Here is a 15,740-nt window from a genome sequence, read left to right as displayed (position 1 = left end):
TGCAAAGTGAGAAGCGTTCGGCGGCAAGTTTAAAAAATCAATATGCCGCTGCGTCTCAACCCTACAGAAGGAGATTTGCGATGCGTTATGCACACCCTGGCCAGCCCGGCGCCCTGGTTTCATTTAAATCCGCTTACGGCAACTTTATTGACGGTAAATTTGTCGAGCCGCTGAGCGGTGAATTCTTTATGAATACCTCCCCGGTAGACGGCAGCAACATTGCGCAGTTTCCCCGGTCGGATGCCAGAGACATTGACTTCGCCCTCGACGCCGCCCACCGTGCGGCGCCGGCGTGGGGCAAAACCTCAGTGCAGCAGCGCTCCCGGCTGCTGCTGCAGGTCGCCGATCGTATTGAACAGCATCTGGAATATCTGGCGGTGGCGGAGAGCTGGGACAACGGGAAACCGATCCGCGAAACGCTGAACGCCGACCTGCCGCTGGCGGTGGATCATTTTCGCTACTTCGCCGGCTGCCTGCGCGCCCAGGAGGGGAGTACCGCCGAGATTGATGAAACCACGGTGGCTTACCATTTCCATGAACCGCTGGGGGTTGTCGGTCAGATTATCCCGTGGAACTTCCCGCTGCTGATGGCCGCGTGGAAGCTGGCCCCGGCCCTGGCGGCGGGTAACTGCGTGGTGCTCAAGCCGGCGGAACAGACGCCGCTGAGTATTACTCTGCTGCTGGAGCTGATCGGCGATCTGTTCCCGGCCGGGGTGCTGAACGTGGTGCAGGGTTTCGGCAAAGAGGCGGGCGAGGCGCTGGCCACCAGCAAACGTATCGCCAAGCTGGCATTTACTGGCTCCACGCCGGTCGGGCGGCATATTCTCGCCTGCGCGGCGGAGAATATTATCCCCTGCACCGTCGAGCTGGGGGGCAAATCGCCCAATATCTACTTCGCCGATGTGATGGAGGGAGAAGAGGAGTTTATTGAGAAGGCGGTGGAGGGGCTGGTGCTCGGCTTCTTCAACCAGGGTGAGGTTTGTACCTGCCCGTCGCGGGCGCTGATCCATGAATCCATCTATGAGCCCTTTATGGCGCGGGTCATGGAGAAGGTGGCGCAGATCCGCCGCGGCGATCCGTTAGATACCGACACCATGATCGGCGCCCAGGCTTCCCGCCAGCAGTTCGACAAGATCCTCTCCTATATTCAGATTGCCCGGGAAGAGGGCGGCCAAATCCTGACAGGCGGCGAGCGGGCGGCTATCGCGCCGGCGCTGGATAATGGTTTTTATATTCAGCCCACGCTAATTAAAGGCCGCAACGATATGCGCTCCTTCCAGGAGGAGATCTTTGGGCCGGTGATCGGGGTGACCACCTTTAAGGACGAAGCGGAAGCGCTGGCTATCGCCAATGAGACCCAGTTTGGCCTCGGCGCTGGGGTGTGGACGCGCGATACTAACCTCGCCTATCGCATGGGCCGCGGCATAAAAGCGGGTCGCGTATGGACCAACTGCTATCATGTCTATCCGGCGCATGCGGCGTTCGGCGGCTATAAACAGTCCGGCGTCGGCCGGGAAACGCACAAGATGGCGCTGGATGCCTACCAGCAAACCAAAAACCTGCTGGTGAGCTACGGCACCGCGCCGCTGGGCCTGTTCTGAAGTCCATCTCATTTCTGATTGATCCCCAGTCCGCAATCCATTCGGGTTGCGGATTTTTTTTACTTCAAAATAACCCCATGCAAACGATGGGTTAGTATCGGCGGCAACGGCGATATATTCACATCACTGATATAACTACTTTCACTTGAAAATAAAAACACTTCCAGAACAAGAAATTATCGGATGGGGCTGACTGTCTTAGCGTCGTTTGTGTAGAAATGATGAATATTAATACCAGGAAAATTCCTAATTTTTTGGTGCTGCCCGGCAAGCGCACAATAAAACAAGACGACTTTTTGAACACTTATCTTTAAATTTGTTAATGGAATTGATCTGTTGTTGTTTAAAGGTATTTTAATTTCTTTTGTATAGATATGTAAATTAACATTGAAAAGCCATTTCAAAAATTAAGTTTATGGCGAATACAGTTGTTAACCTACAATTAACATTTACTCAGGTTGCCTTTTGATACTTCGGGTAATATATTTATTTCGCACATCAAAATAACTCTTTTTTCTTCTGCTTGTCATCCATGGCCATCTGTTGGCGAAATAAAGCAGAGTGGAGAGAACGTGTGCCTACTATCCTGCGGAAGGAACGCAATGAACATTTACAGGGAGGAGCTGACGAGCCGTTTCGCGATAGCTATGGAGCTATTAGCGATGATGGAAAATATATTCGTTAACGATGAGATAAATAATGAAAAAACAACCTCGCTTTATCACCATCCTCATAGGGGCGCTGCTTTCTGGCGTCGCCTTCCAGGCTACTGCGGCCAATACCATTAATCCAAACTCGGGCACCAGTGCGCAAGGCGCCGGCGGGCAGATCACCTTCAATGGGTCGATCACCGACAGCTCTTGCAACGTTGATAGTAATTCTTCCGGCCAGCCTGTGGATCTGGGCAAATGGGCCAGCAACTATTTTACCGGCACCGGCGCCGAAACCACGAAAACTCCTTTCCATATCAAAGTGAAAGATTGCCCGGCCAGCGTGACTACCGTCGCCGTGCTGTTTGACGGCGCGCGTGAACAGACGGATACCTCCCTGCTGGCCATCAACGGCGGCGCCAAAGGCGTAGCCATTAAGCTGTATGAGCACGATCAGACGACGGCGGTCAGCCTCGGTAAAACGACCGCAAAACAAACGGTCACTCCGGGTTCCAGCGGCGGCACCGGCACTGCCGACCTCGAGTTTTACGCCGACTATGTCTCCACCTCGGCGACCGTGACGGCAGGTAAAGCCGACGGTACGGCTAATTTCAATATGATTTATAACTAATCATATTGCACGTTATTCAGAGTCAGTCCATTGCGTCCTGATTAATTGCAGATAGCTAAAGAGATAATTGTCATAAAGTCATGAAATATATTCGTGACGGTATAGTTGTTTTTGCTAATTATCCCGACGGGTACTGGCTCTGTTATTTACTGCTTTATTTTATTGTCTGTTCAACCTTTGCCTGATGGTAAGTCATGATGAAGAAAATAATTGCCGTTGCGGCCTTTCTGCTGTGCTCCACGGCAGCGCAGGCCGGTATTGTCATGGGTGGAACCCGTGTGATTTATCAGGAAGGGAAGCGTGAAGCTGCTATTTCAGTCACTAATGCCGATACCCATACGCCCTATCTGGTGCAGTCATGGGTGGAAAATTACGCGGAAAACGATAAGGCCAGGGTGCCCTTCATTGTCACACCGCCCTTGTTCCGTCTCGATCCGGAGCAAAATAACGTCCTGCGCATTAACTTTATTGGCGCCTCGTTGCCCAGCGACCGTGAATCGGTCTACTGGCTGAACGTCAAAAGTATCGCCCCGACGCCCCAGGGCGAGGTGAACAAGCTGCAGGTCAATATTAAGTCGAAATTCAAAATCTTCTATCGCCCCAACGGCCTGGCGGGCGACCCGGCGAAAGCCTGGCAGCAGCTGAAGTTTAGTCAGTCCGGCGGTCATCTGACGGTGGCAAACCCCACTCCCTATTTTGTCTCTTTTTATTCCGTCGCGGTGGGCGGGCAGGCAATCGACGACCCTGGCATGGTGGCCCCCTTCGGTCAGAAAACGTGGTCGGTGACCGGGCACGGCACCGTCAAATGGCGGGCGATTAACGACTACGGCGGCGTCAGCGATTTCGCCCAGCAGTAATTCCCCTTTGTAATGAGCTTACCGGACGGCGCCAGCATGAAAAGAATAACAACAGCCAGGGTGCGGGAGTATGCCGCGTTGCCCGTCACCGCCGGACGGGCGCTGGCGCTGGCGACGCTGCCGACGATGATCTGTTGTCTCAGCCCGCTGAGCCGGGCGCTGGCTGACGACTATTTTGACCCGGCGGCGCTGGAGTTTGCCGACCCGCAGCAGCAAACCTCCGATCTGCACTACTTTGCCAAACCCGGCGGACAGCAGCCGGGGACTTACCCTGTCACCGTGGTGGTTAACGACCAGGAGCTGGGCCAGGCCGATATTACGTTTGTTGACGATGGCGGGAAGCTGCAGCCGGTGCTGACGCCCGGGCAGCTGGCGGAGTATGGGGTTAACGTTAGCGCGTTTCCGGCTTTTCAAACGCTGCATGAGGGTGAGACCTTCACCCGGATCGAGAAGTTTATTCCCGACGCCAGCAGCCGCTTCACCTTCGCTAACCAGCGCCTGACGCTGAGTATTCCCCAGGCGGCGATGAACGTGCAAAGCCGCGGCTATGTCGATCCCTCGCGTTGGGACGATGGCGTGCCGGCCGCGTTTGTCGATTACTACTTTTCCGGCGCGCAAATCAAGAACGCCGATGACGGGGAGAGCAGCCGCTCAAACTATCTCAATTTACGCAGCGGCGTTAACCTGGGCGCCTGGCGGCTGCGCAACGTCTCCTCAATGCAGTACGACCAGCAGCGCCGACACTGGGATTCACAGAGTACCTGGCTGCAGCGCGACGTCCGCTCGCTGAAGAGTCTGCTGCGGATCGGCGATACTTACACCACCGGCGACGTGTTTGACAGCATCCCGTTTCGCGGCGTACAGCTGATGTCTGACGATGAGATGCTCCCGGACAGCCAGCGTGGCTTTGCCCCCACCATTCGCGGCGTGGCGCACAGCAATGCCAAAGTGACCGTCTCCCAGCACGGATATGTGATTTACGAAACCTTTGTATCGCCGGGGGCGTTCGCCATCAGCGATCTTTACCCCACCTCGCAGAGCGGCGATCTGGAGGTGAAGGTGACCGAGAGCAATGGTTCGGTGCGCACCTTTACCCAACCCTATTCCGCCGTGCCGTATATGCTGCGCGAAGGGCGAGGCAAATTCAGCCTCAGCGCCGGCCGCTACCACTCCGGGGCGGATTCGGTGCGCTCGCCGGAATTCCTGCAGGGCACCCTGTTCTATGGTTTGTCGGCGGGATTTACCCTCTACGGCGGCACGCAGCTGGCCCAGGACTATCAGTCATGGGCGCTGGGCCTGGGCCGCGGCTTCGGCGAATTCGGATCGCTGGGAGGCGACGTCACCCAGGCCGTCACCCGTACCCCGTCGGGTAAGCGCTATGCGGGCCATTCGCTGCGCGCTCAGTATCAGAAAAATTTTGTCAGCTCGGGCACCGCATTCAGCCTCGCCAGCTATCGCTACTCCTCCAGCGGCTATTACGATTTTGCCGAAGCCAGCGCCCTGGAAAGCGCGCAGGGGCAGGTGGACAACCGGCGCCGACGGGAAGAGATCTCGGTGTCACAAAGCCTTGGCGATCTGGGGAGTCTGGCGGTTTCCGCCTGGTCGCAGGAATACTGGCACCGGCAGAGCCGGGATGAGACAGTACATCTCGGGTTCTACAGCGCCTGGAAAGGGATCTCCTGGGGGGTGGGCTATTACTACACCCGCGCCAGCGGTCAGCAAAAAAATGATCGCTCCTGGTCTTTCAATATCAATATTCCGCTGGGTGGTCCGCTGTCCGACAGCGCGGTGAGCTACAACACCACCTCGGACAGCAATGGCTATACCTCGCAGCAGGTGTCGCTGTATGGCGCGGTGCCGTCGCAGCCGAACCTGTTCTACTCGGTTCAGCAGGGCTATGGCAATCAGGGACGAGGCAGCAACAGCAGCGCTGCTCTCGACTACCACGGCGGCTTCGGCAACGCCCAGCTCGGCTATCGCCATGATGCCGCCAGCAACCAGCTGACCTGGGGAGGCGCCGGCTCGGTGGTCGCGCATCCGCACGGGGTCACTTTCGGCCAGACGGTGGGTGAGAGCTTCGCCATCGTCCGCGCGCCGGGGGCCGCCGGGGTGGCGGTACAAAACGGCAACAATGTGCACACCGACTGGCGCGGTTATGCCGTGGTGCCGTCCCTCACCGCCTATCGGAAAAATGTCATTACCCTCGACACGGAGTCGATGGCTGATGATACCGACGTCGACCAGCAGGGGCAGACGGTGATCCCCAGCGGCGGCGCGGTGGTGATGGCCAACTACCGGACCCACATTGGCAACCGGGTGCTGTTTACCCTCCGCAATGCCCAGGGGCCGTTACCGTTTGGCGCCAGCGCGCAATTGGTCACGGCGGAGGAGAGCGGCAATGCGCCGGGCGGCATGGTGGCTGACGGCGGCCAGGTGTACCTCAGCGGCGTACCGCAGGAGGGGACCCTGGCGGTGAGCTGGGTCGTGAACAACCAGTCGCAGAGCTGCAGGCTGCATTTTCATCTTCCGGATAACCCACAGCAGAGTCTGAACACGGTGAAAACCGTCTCCGGACTGTGCCAGACACGCTGAGGCGGCTATGAAATCTGTTTTTCGTCTACTTCCTTTCCTCTTTCTGCTGACGCTGAGCGGTTATCTTCCCGGCGTGCGGGCGGAAACCTGCCGCGCGAATATCGGTCAGACCACGGTCAATATTCCCAATATCAAGTATTTACCCACGCTGCCGATCAATACCCAGATGACCAGCGCGATGGCGGATAACGGCAGTGGGATCCCTTTTTCCTGCGACCTGCAGCTGCCGACGGCGAGCGCCAAACGCATCGTCTATAAGCAGCTGAAAACCGGCGGCGCGCCGGTGGTGATTAACGGACAGCACGTCTACCCCAGCGCCATCGACGGCATCGGGTACTCGCTCAGCTTTCAGTGCGCGGGCGGCCCGATGCGCGCTATCGACGGCAGCCACTCCGCGGGCGGCGAGTCGGTGGTGGTGTGCGACAGCGCGATGCTCCCGGCGCTGATGACGCAGCAGCAAACCACGGTCAGGATCGCGGTGACCTTCTATAAAACCGGGACGGTGCAGCTGGCGGACGGGACGCATACCAACTCGCCGTCGCTGCCGCAGGTGGGGGAGATGACCATTGAGCAGCAGGCCAGCGGCAGTGCCAGCTATGTCGCCAGCGCGCCGGTCAGTATCGATATGGCTGCCCTGAACGTGGACATCGGCAGCAGCGGTAGCTGTCAGGTGACGACGTCGTCGATCCAGGTCACTCTGGGCACGGTAAACCGGGCGGAGTTTCACGGTAAAGGGAGCACCGGCGGCCAGGCGAAGCGCTTTTCGATCCCGGTGTTCTGTCCGACGCCGACCGACGTGCGCATCGGCTTTTTCGGCGTGAGCGTGGAGAGCGATACCCTGGCGCTGAGCCAGGTCAGCAACAGCGCCAGCGGCGTCGGCGTGAAGCTGACCTACGGCAATAACCCCGGCGCGGCGGTGCCCGACGGCACCAGCGTTAAGATCAATGAGGCCAGCAATCTGCCGATCCTGAAAAGGGTAACCGGCGCCAGCGCCGGGACCGCCGAGGCTATCAATTTTAACGCGCAGTATGTGCAAACCGACGCCACCGTGGCGGCGGGCACGGCCAACAGCATGGTGACCTTCGCCCTGGAGTATAACTAGCCTGGCCCCGGGGGCAGACTGCCCTGCAGCGGGATCGGCACTACCGCGCCGTAGTCGTCGATATAGTTCAACTGGTACAGGCGAGCGCTGTCGGTGGTCATTACGGTATGGCTGCTGTAGGGCCGGAGCATCACGTTTCTCATCGGCGAGAGGTGGCCTTTATTATCGATCAGCGCCCCGTTGACCAGGGTGATATGCAGTGGGCCTGAGTTCGTCAAGCGCAGGTTATTGCCGCTCTGCTGCCACTGCAGCTTTTGCACCTCTTTGACGAGGGTGGTGGCGATGGTGGGTGGACGATAAAACAGCTTCAGACGGGTGCGGACGACAAATTGCAGCGTATGATTGCCGCCGGCGGTCGGCGGCGTCTCCTGGATATTGACCCAGAACAGGCTTTCCCGATCGTCGGGCAGCCCGCTGCCGAGATAGATAAAGCGCAGTTGGGCGGATTGCTGCGGCGATAAATAGACCAGCGGCGGCGTCGCCACCATCGGCAGGCCGACGCGCGAGGCATTGAGCCCGGCGTCCAGCCAGATCTGCACTTTATAGGGGGTGCTGCTGCGGTTATTGATATTCAGGCTGGCGACTTTGTCTTTTCCTGAATAGATCACCCGTGAGGCATTAATGGTTATCCCGGCGCAGGCCTGAAAGGCCAATGCGCTGAGCAAAACAGCCACCTGAGTTTTCATGATCGCTTCCTTTACGTCGACGTTTCATCCCTGACCGGAAAGCTATTCCTGCATAATGGTAAACCGGGCCGTCGCGTTGCCGTCGCCAGGATCCATGTGGGCTTTATCCCAGGTGTAGTAGAAAGCTTTGAGCCTGAAGGTGCCGGAGCCGCCGTCCACCGGGATCTCAATGCGGGGATCGTGTTGCGGATCGATGCGTTCATCGAGGCTGAGCGGAGTGCCTGTACGGTCGGTGAGCAGAATTCCTACGTTGCCGGCTGGCTTGCCGCGGCCGTCGAGGGCCAGTACGCGATGTTCAGGCATGCCGGTGGGGGTGGGGCCATCCACCACAATATAGTAGGTGCCTTTCTCACAATCTTTGACGCGAATATCGACACCTACCGCCGGCCCGGTGCCAGACTGACTGTTTTTCAGCCGCGACAGCGGAATGTCGCCCATGCTGACGTTGATGACCCCGTTGTCGCCCGCTCCCTCAAGCTTGCATGCCCCGTTTACAACCTTACCGATAAAGTTCAGCGTGCCGTCTGCCGCGCCAACCGGGCCGGCAACCAGTCCGGCAACCAATGTCGCCAGACACAGCGAGATTACTTTCATTTTCTTTCCTTCTGTATTGCCGATAAAACAGATCGCCAGAGCATGAATTCTGCCGCGTCAGGGGGGAATTATTTGCACTGGATATGTTTTTAATTAATTTATTTAACTTACCAATTTATTTACGTCTGGAAATAATCTGCGCATGTTATTTATTATCGCTTTACCGGGATATTAGCGTGGGAAAATAGCGGAGTAAATAAGACGGACAATGACCAGAGTGGAAGGGGGAATATCGCGAGATAAAATGTTTTGTTATTTTAATACAATGAGTTAGATTTTTCCTGCTGCTGTTTTTGAACCTAATTTCGACATCACGTCAGGCTGGAAAATACGATCGCTGGCGTAAGGCTACGCCCGGCGGATGAGAAATCATTCACCGGGCGTAGCCCTGTTTCGTTGTCAGATTTGCGATCGGCAACCGCCACGCCGGGTTGTATGTCCCGGAATTTAAAAATAGGATGAATTCCCTGTTACGCGCGGCGGAGGGTGCTGACTGAGAAGCGGCCCGCCACCCCGGCGCGCAAACCCGATAACAATAAGGATGGCGAGATGAAACTGACGGTGGGGCTGGCGCTGACGCTGGCGATAATGACCTGCGGCGCCCAGGCGCGCGATATGCAAACCATCGAGCGCAGCGGTGAACTGAAGGTCGGCGTGCCGGGCGACTACGCCCCGCTGGCGTTTCGCAATGCCGCCGGCGAGCTGCAGGGCTATGACGTCGACATGGCCCGCGATCTCGGGCGCACGCTGGGGCTGAAGGTGAGCTTCGTCTACACCAGCTGGCCCGCGCTCGCCGCCGATCTGCAGGCGGACAAATTCGATATTGCGATGGGCGGCGTGACGCAGACGCCGGCGCGGGCGAAGGACTTCGCCCTCAGCCACCCGGTGGTGGCGAACGGTAAAATCGCCTTAGCCAACTGTCAGGCTGCGCCACGGCTTGGATCGCTGGAGAAGATTGACCGTCCGGAGGTGAAGGTGGTCGTCAACCCTGGCGGCACAAACCAGAGCTTTGTCGATGAGCATATTAAGCAGGCGCAGATTATTCGCGTACAGAACAACGTCGATAATCTGGAGGCGCTGCGGCAGAAAACGGCCGATATGATGGTGACCGATCTGATCGAAGGCGACTATTACCAGAGCAAAGAACCCGGTGTGTTCTGCGTCGCCAACGAGACGCCGTTCGCCGGCACCGCCAGCGATAAGGTGTATATGATGAGTAAAGATAATCCGGCGCTGCTGGAGAAAGTGAACCAGTGGCTGGATAGCCAGGACAAAGAGGTTCTCAAACGGAAATGGAAAATTCGCGGTTAACGCGGCGGCGCGTCACCGCCGGCGGGCGAGTCCGGCGGTGGTTATCGGCCGCAGTCAGCCCTGCGGCGACAGCGCCTGTCGCGCCAGACCGCGGAAGTAGCAGGCGTAGCCGAGGGTGGCGGTCAGGCACAGCATATAGCCAAACGACTCGCTGCCTTCCTCCACCGTATTTTTCACCACCCGGGCGAAGTTCTCATTCAGTACGGCGTACCACAGGCCGTGCATGCCGAACAGCCGCGAGAAGACCAGAATCGCCAGCAGGCCGCTGATCATCATGCCGTAATAGGGCGTGCGGGTATAAGCCGCCAGCTGCGACAGGGTCTGACGCAGATGGCGCAGCGGCGCCAGCAGCGACCCCGCGGTGGCCAGCAGGGCAAACCACACCCAGCTGCCATGGGAAAGTAAATCAAACAGGCCATCCAGCTCACGGATCAGCATGGCGAGGAAGAAGCCGCCGATGAGGATATTGCTGTAGCGTAAGTGGGGGTAGTTGCGCGCCAGCAGGAAGTGAACCAGTACGATGACGGCCAGCACGCTCTCCTGCACCACTTCAGTCAGCGACACCTCCGGGATGTCGTTGCCAAATACCCGAATATCCACCCACAGGCAGAGTACCGCGAGAGCGGCTGCGACCGCCGCGCCGAGAAAGAAAAGCAAGCTTCGTAACAGAGACATTAACACCACAACTTATAGTTAAAACAAATATCATAAGTTTTGGGAATACATGTTCCTGTTCACTTTGTGCGACTTTGCGGCTGTTTTTTAACATTTTGCGCTTTTTAGCGCCGGGAAAGGCGACAGGGGAGGGGGACTCCCCTGAATGAGAGGCGTCAGAGAATATCATCCACCACGCCGCCGTCGACGCGCAGCGCGGCGCCGGAGGTGGCCGACGCCTGCGGCGAGCAGACGTAGACCACCATATTGGCGACCTCTTCCACCGAGGCCGCCCGCTGGATCACCGAACTCGGACGGTGGGTCATGACGAACGCTTTCGCCAGTTCCTCCAGCGACTGGCCGGTTCTCGCCACTTCGTCTTTCAGCATTTCGGCAAAGCCGTCAGAAATCGTCGGCCCCGGCAGAACGCTGTTAACGGTCACTCCACTGCCGGCGACATATTTCGCCAGGCCGCGGGCCAGCGACAGTTGGGCGGTCTTGGTGACGCCATAGTGGATCATATCCGCCGGGATATTGCGCGCCGATTCCGAGGAGATAAACACCACCCGTCCCCAGCCTTTGCTGACCATCGCCGGCAGCAGCCCCCGCGACAGGCGTACGCCGGACATGACGTTGGTCTGCCAGTAGTTGTCCCATGTCGCGTCGTCGGTGGCGTAGAAATCCTGCGGGCCATAGATCCCGGCGTTATTGACCAGGATATCGACGCCGGTCACCGCCCGCAGCAGCTGGGCTGCGCCGTCGGCACCGCTGAGGTCGGCGATGGCGGGTCGCACCTTCGCGCCCGACACCTCATTTTGCAGACGAGCGATGGCGGCGTTCACGCTCTGCTCGTTGCGCCCGTTAATGATGATCTCTGCGCCGCTCTCCGCCAGGCCTTTGGCGATAGCAAAGCCAATACCCGCCGTGGAGGCGGTGACCAGCGCGACTTTCCCCGATAAATCAATCTTCATGTTCCTGCCTTCTGGTTGTGAATCACCCATTAAGCGTAGCAGCGACGGTATCGGTGGGGATCAGTAACCGGCGTGCTTATTGACCAGGTTTTTGAGCGGCAGCCCGCGACGCTGGCGCTGAATGTTCTCCAGCAGCTGGCGGGCGATCACCTCGGCAGGGGCAGCAGAGGCCATATGCGGGGTGATCACCACCTGCGGATGGCGCCACAGCGGATCGTCAGCCGGCAGTGGCTCTTGCGGGAAGACGTCGAGCACTGCGCCGGCGAGCTGGCCGCTCTCCAGCGCCGCCAGTACATCCTCATTGACCATATGCTCTCCGCGCCCGCAGTTGATTAATACCGCTCCGGCGGGAAGCCGGCTGAACAGCGGCGCGGCGAGGATACCCCGGGTCTGCGCGGTGAGCGGCAGGAGGTTAATCAGTCCGTCAAGCGACCCGAGGAAGCTGTCGAGCGCCTCCGCGCCGCGATAGCAGGTGACGCCAGCCAGCTGCTTTTCACTGCGCGACCAGCCAGAGACCCGATAGCCAAGGCGGGCCAGCTGGTCGGCGATATAGCCGCCAATTTCGCCGAGCCCCATAATGCCGATATGGAAGTCGGCGGCGGCGCGCTGGGGATAGAGCTTCCAGGTTTGGGTCCGCTGGTGGGCCAGCGCCCGGTCGAAATGGCGCTGAAACCACAGGACGCTCCACAGAGCATATTCGAACATGCCGTGGCGAAAATCTTCATCGATCACCCGGCACAGCGGGATCTCGCTGGCGAACAGCGCGGGCGGCAGATGATCGACCCCGGCGGACGCGGCCTGGATCAGCTTCAGCCCCGGCGAGCGGCTCAGCAGCTGCGGGTCCGGGAACCAGCAGCTGGCGTACTGGGCGTCGCGTGCCGCCTGGTGATGGGGCAGAAGCGCCGTGACGTCGGGAAACTGCTGCAGGGCGGCGCAAATATCGCGGGCGAAATCCGCGTCGTTACAATCCACAACGATAGTGATATCAGACATAGGCGTTAGTCTTTGTAAGAGGTATCGAGACGGTCAAGACGGCGCAGCCACGCCTGCCAGACCTGTTGACGTTCATGCTCCACGCCCATCAGCTGCTCGCAGGCGTGCTGGCTGAGGTGCGGAGCGATGGTGTGGATCGGGCTGAGGGCCGCCAGCTGGGCGGTGGCCATCTGGATCTCGCAGGCGCGGTTCAGGTAGTACATGATGTAAAACGCATCGGCCACGGTGCGGCCCACCGACAGCAGGCCGTGGCTCTGCAGGATCATGGCGATATTATTCCCCAGCGAGCGCTGGATGCGCGCCCGTTCGTCGAGGTCAAAGGCCACCCCTTCATAGGGATGGTAGCCGACGCGCTGGTAAAACTCGGTGCTGATCTGGTTAAGCTGCAGCAGGCCGTCCTCGCAGGCGGCCACCGCCATTCCCGGCAGCGTATGGGTGTGGATCACGCAGTGGGCGTCTTCCCGGGCCATATGCACCGCGCTGTGGATGGTAAAGCCCGCCGAGTTAGCTGGCGCGTCGCCCTCGACGACCTTGCCCTGCATATCCACCACGATCAGGTTGCTGGCGGTGACTTCGTCAAACATCATGCCGAAGGGGTTAATTAAAAAACGCGGCTCGCCATCGCCGGGCAGGCGCACGGAGAAGTGGGTGTAGAGGGTATCCTCCCAGCCGAACAGCGCCGCCAGCCGGTAGGCGGCGGCCAACTGCTGGCGCAGGTGTTGCTCAGTTGCCATTTAGCGTACTCCCATAAATTCACGGATTCGTTGCAGAGAAGGGGCCTCCAGCGGGCTGCGGATCACCTGCGGGGCGATGTCGGCCTGCACCACGCCGTTCTCCATCAGCACCACGCGGTCGGAAATCGACAGGGCAAAATCCATCTCGTGGGTGACAATCAGCATGGTCATGCCTTCGCGGGCCAGCGACTGAATGACCTTCAGCACCTCGCCCACCAGCTCGGGATCCAGCGCTGAGGTCGGTTCGTCAAACAGCATGATGTCCGGCTTCAGCGCCAGCGCCCGGGCGATCGCCACGCGCTGCTGCTGGCCGCCGGAGAGCTGGCCGGGGTATTTGTGGGCGTGGGCCAGCAGACCGACGCGGTCGAGCAGCGCCAGGGCCTGCTCGCGGGCGACCGGCTGATCCAGCAGCTGGTGGTAGCGCGGAGCCAGCATCACGTTGTCGAGCACCGTGCGGTGGGGGAACAGGTTGAAGCTCTGGAAGACCATGCCGATACGCCGCACCCCGGCGCGCATCTGGCGTTTATCGACGATGGCTCCGCCTTTCAGGTAGTCCTCGCCGTAGAGAATGATCTCCCCGCCATCAATACTTTCGAGGGCGTTGATGGTGCGGATCAGGGTCGTTTTGCCTGAGCCGGACGGGCCGATGATGCTGATCACCTCCCCATTCTCCACCTGCAGGTCGATGCCTTTCAGCACCTCATGCTGGCCCCAGGATTTGCGGATGCCCCGCAGATCCAGCGCCGGCGGCGCGCCGTTGACGGCCGGCGTTTTGATCTCCTCCGTCAGCGCCGGCAGGCTCTGGCGCAGCGCCTGGCATTCCGCCTCGCTGAGGGTTTGCGGACGCTTGCGCTGAATATCGAGGCTATTCTCCAGCCCCCGGAACAGCCAGGTGAAGACGGTAACCACCATGACGTAGTACACCGCCACCGCCAGCAGCGTCTCCATCACGAGGAAATTTTGCGCGTACAAGCGCTGGCCGGTGAGCAGCAGCTCGGGTAAGGAGACCACCGACAGAATCGAGCTCAGCTTAATGATGGTGATGTATTCATTGATCAGCGTCGGCAGCGAGATGCGAAACGCCTGAGGAATAATAATTAGCCGCTGGATGCCGATAAAGCTGAAGCTCAGCGCATGGCCCGCCTCGCTTTGCCCTTTGGCCACCGACAACAGCCCGCCGCGGTGGATCTCCGCCATATAGGCCGCTTCGGTGACGGTCATCGACACCAGCCCGGCGATAAACGGCACCCCGAGCAGCGGCTGGGTCACCGGAAACAGCTGCGGCAGGTTGTAGACAAACACCAGCAGCACCATCAGCGGCACGCTGCGGAAAAACCAAATATAGAGTTCGACGGGGATCTTGATCCAGCGCGGCGCCGAGAGCTTCGCGCAGGCTAGCAGAAAACCGACCACCAGGCCGATCCCCCAGGACAAGGTGCTGACCACGATCACGGTCACGCACGCCTGCCAGAATGCCCCAATGCTAAACAATGAAAAAAAGTATCCCCAATCGAACGCCATACCGACTCCTGTTGCGCAGTGCTTATTGTCTTAATCGATGCTTTCTAAGTTGTATTTTTTGATCAGCGCGGCATATTTGCCGTTGGCTTTCAGCGTGGTGAGGGTGGCCTTAATCGCCTCCGCCAGCTCCGTGTTGCCTTTGGCGACGTAGATCCCCAGCGGCAGCGGATAGACCAGGCGCGTCGAGCTTATCGCCAGGCGACCGCGGCTCTTATCGACGATAATCTGCGCCGCCGGGGCGATCTCGAGCTGGGCGTCGATATTCTTCGACAGCAGCGCCTGGGAGGCTTCCGGCGCCGTTGGGAACTCCTGAATGGTGATGGCCGGTTTACCGTTTTTCAGGCACCACTCATCGGAGTGTTTTTTCAGGCTGGTCACCCAGGTGGTGCCTGCCTGCAGACCGACCTTCACGCCGCACAGCTCATCTTCGGTTTTCGGCTGCACCGCGCCGCCCTTCAGGGCGATGATCGACGCGCCGGAGAGGGCGTAAGGGATGGCGTCGGCCTGCTTCTGGCGTTCCGGCGTCACGTACATCCCGGAGATCACCGCGTCATATTTCTTGCCGATGCCGAGGATCAGGCTGGTGAACTTGGTGTCGATCAGCTGCGGTTTGGCCTGCAGATGCTCGGCGATCAGCGTCGCGAACTCCGGGTCGAGACCGACGATGTTGTTATTGCTGTCATAGGACTCAAACGGCGGGTAGGTAACCTCCATCCCCACCTTAAAGACGCCCTCGGTCAGCAGTTCCGCCGCCTGGGTGACAGAGGAGAAACAGGCGCTGACGGCGAGGGTAAGCGCGACGCGGCGCGAGATTTTTTTCAGGGTGCTAGTCATCATGGTTCC

13 protein-coding genes and 1 pseudogene are annotated in these 15,740 nt (G+C 59.1%); 6 read left to right on the top strand and 8 right to left on the bottom strand.

The annotated features are described in order from the left end of the window. Positions 1-80: 80 nt before the first annotated feature. From GQR96_RS18790 to GQR96_RS18770, 5 genes are all read left to right on the top strand, one after another. Complete coding sequence (locus tag GQR96_RS18790; RefSeq protein ID WP_004205728.1) at positions 81-1,601, top strand: acetaldehyde dehydrogenase ExaC; 1,521 nt, start codon at positions 81-83, stop codon at positions 1,599-1,601. 699 nt (positions 1,602-2,300) lie between these two features. Beyond that, the gene (locus tag GQR96_RS18785; RefSeq protein ID WP_065905297.1) at positions 2,301-2,882 is read left to right on the top strand and encodes a fimbrial protein; all 582 of its coding nucleotides are present in this window, start codon (positions 2,301-2,303) and stop codon (positions 2,880-2,882) included. Positions 2,883-3,076: 194 nt separating this feature from the next. After that, positions 3,077-3,739, top strand: coding sequence for a fimbrial biogenesis chaperone (locus GQR96_RS18780; RefSeq protein WP_049093583.1), 663 nt, complete (start codon positions 3,077-3,079; stop codon positions 3,737-3,739). A gap of 36 nt (positions 3,740-3,775) precedes the next feature. Further along, positions 3,776-6,331: a fimbria/pilus outer membrane usher protein gene (locus GQR96_RS18775; RefSeq protein WP_065905396.1), complete on the top strand. Its 2,556-nt coding sequence runs from the start codon at positions 3,776-3,778 to the stop codon at positions 6,329-6,331. Positions 6,332-6,338: 7 nt separating this feature from the next. Continuing rightward, positions 6,339-7,433, top strand: coding sequence for a fimbrial protein (locus GQR96_RS18770; protein ID WP_032456492.1), 1,095 nt, complete (start codon positions 6,339-6,341; stop codon positions 7,431-7,433). Here GQR96_RS18770 and GQR96_RS18765 read toward each other — a convergent pair. Both GQR96_RS18765 and GQR96_RS18760 read right to left on the bottom strand, forming a co-directional pair. After that, entirely contained in the window at positions 7,430-8,119 is a 690-nt protein-coding gene (locus tag GQR96_RS18765) for a fimbrial biogenesis chaperone (RefSeq protein WP_043521338.1), read from the bottom strand. The two genes, GQR96_RS18770 and GQR96_RS18765, sit on opposite strands and share 4 nt — an antisense overlap. Positions 8,120-8,161: 42 nt before the next feature. Further along, the gene (locus GQR96_RS18760) at positions 8,162-8,713 is read right to left on the bottom strand and encodes a fimbrial protein (protein WP_065878685.1); all 552 of its coding nucleotides are present in this window, start codon (positions 8,711-8,713) and stop codon (positions 8,162-8,164) included. Positions 8,714-9,171: 458 nt separating this feature from the next. Between GQR96_RS18760 and GQR96_RS18755 the strand changes: the two are divergent. Continuing rightward, positions 9,172-10,024 (top strand): annotated as a pseudogene (locus GQR96_RS18755) (transporter substrate-binding domain-containing protein). Positions 10,025-10,078: 54 nt separating this feature from the next. Here GQR96_RS18755 and GQR96_RS18750 read toward each other — a convergent pair. From GQR96_RS18750 to GQR96_RS18725, 6 genes are all read right to left on the bottom strand, one after another. After that, positions 10,079-10,699: a hypothetical protein gene (locus GQR96_RS18750; RefSeq protein WP_004205741.1), complete on the bottom strand. Its 621-nt coding sequence runs from the start codon at positions 10,697-10,699 to the stop codon at positions 10,079-10,081. A gap of 155 nt (positions 10,700-10,854) precedes the next feature. After that, positions 10,855-11,649: an SDR family NAD(P)-dependent oxidoreductase gene (locus GQR96_RS18745; RefSeq protein WP_065905295.1), complete on the bottom strand. Its 795-nt coding sequence runs from the start codon at positions 11,647-11,649 to the stop codon at positions 10,855-10,857. A gap of 60 nt (positions 11,650-11,709) precedes the next feature. Then, entirely contained in the window at positions 11,710-12,642 is a 933-nt protein-coding gene (locus GQR96_RS18740) for a 2-hydroxyacid dehydrogenase (protein ID WP_064795142.1), read from the bottom strand. 5 nt (positions 12,643-12,647) lie between these two features. Further along, positions 12,648-13,376 (bottom strand): class II aldolase/adducin family protein, encoded by a 729-nt coding sequence (locus GQR96_RS18735; RefSeq protein WP_004899997.1) that lies wholly within the window; start codon positions 13,374-13,376, stop codon positions 12,648-12,650. Then, on the bottom strand, positions 13,377-14,897 hold the full coding sequence (locus tag GQR96_RS18730; protein WP_023318955.1) for an amino acid ABC transporter permease/ATP-binding protein: 1,521 nt from the start codon (positions 14,895-14,897) through the stop codon (positions 13,377-13,379). 30 nt (positions 14,898-14,927) lie between these two features. Next, positions 14,928-15,731 (bottom strand): ABC transporter substrate-binding protein, encoded by an 804-nt coding sequence (locus GQR96_RS18725; protein WP_060656652.1) that lies wholly within the window; start codon positions 15,729-15,731, stop codon positions 14,928-14,930. Between the last annotated feature and the right edge of the window lie 9 nt (positions 15,732-15,740).

The sequence above is a fragment of the Klebsiella sp. PCX genome, from assembly GCF_021869705.1.
In the GTDB taxonomy this organism is placed as follows: domain Bacteria; phylum Pseudomonadota; class Gammaproteobacteria; order Enterobacterales; family Enterobacteriaceae; genus Klebsiella; species Klebsiella quasipneumoniae.
Note: the sequence above shows the minus strand (reverse complement) of the source record. Positions and strands in the feature narration are given on the sequence as shown.

Excerpts from the sequence above, each read along its gene's own strand:
- GQR96_RS18790 (WP_004205728.1), top strand. The coding sequence starts at position 81 with ATGCGTTATGCACACCCTGGCCAGCCCGGCGCCCTGGTTTCATTTAAA.
- GQR96_RS18785 (WP_065905297.1), top strand. The coding sequence starts at position 2,301 with ATGAAAAAACAACCTCGCTTTATCACCATCCTCATAGGGGCGCTGCTT.
- GQR96_RS18780 (WP_049093583.1), top strand. The coding sequence starts at position 3,077 with ATGATGAAGAAAATAATTGCCGTTGCGGCCTTTCTGCTGTGCTCCACG.
- GQR96_RS18775 (WP_065905396.1), top strand. The coding sequence starts at position 3,776 with ATGAAAAGAATAACAACAGCCAGGGTGCGGGAGTATGCCGCGTTGCCC.
- GQR96_RS18770 (WP_032456492.1), top strand. The coding sequence starts at position 6,339 with ATGAAATCTGTTTTTCGTCTACTTCCTTTCCTCTTTCTGCTGACGCTG.
- GQR96_RS18765 (WP_043521338.1), bottom strand. The coding sequence starts at position 8,119 with ATGAAAACTCAGGTGGCTGTTTTGCTCAGCGCATTGGCCTTTCAGGCC.
- GQR96_RS18760 (WP_065878685.1), bottom strand. The coding sequence starts at position 8,713 with ATGAAAGTAATCTCGCTGTGTCTGGCGACATTGGTTGCCGGACTGGTT.
- GQR96_RS18750 (WP_004205741.1), bottom strand. The coding sequence starts at position 10,699 with ATGTCTCTGTTACGAAGCTTGCTTTTCTTTCTCGGCGCGGCGGTCGCA.
- GQR96_RS18745 (WP_065905295.1), bottom strand. The coding sequence starts at position 11,649 with ATGAAGATTGATTTATCGGGGAAAGTCGCGCTGGTCACCGCCTCCACG.
- GQR96_RS18740 (WP_064795142.1), bottom strand. The coding sequence starts at position 12,642 with ATGTCTGATATCACTATCGTTGTGGATTGTAACGACGCGGATTTCGCC.
- GQR96_RS18735 (WP_004899997.1), bottom strand. The coding sequence starts at position 13,376 with ATGGCAACTGAGCAACACCTGCGCCAGCAGTTGGCCGCCGCCTACCGG.
- GQR96_RS18730 (WP_023318955.1), bottom strand. The coding sequence starts at position 14,897 with ATGGCGTTCGATTGGGGATACTTTTTTTCATTGTTTAGCATTGGGGCA.
- GQR96_RS18725 (WP_060656652.1), bottom strand. The coding sequence starts at position 15,731 with ATGACTAGCACCCTGAAAAAAATCTCGCGCCGCGTCGCGCTTACCCTC.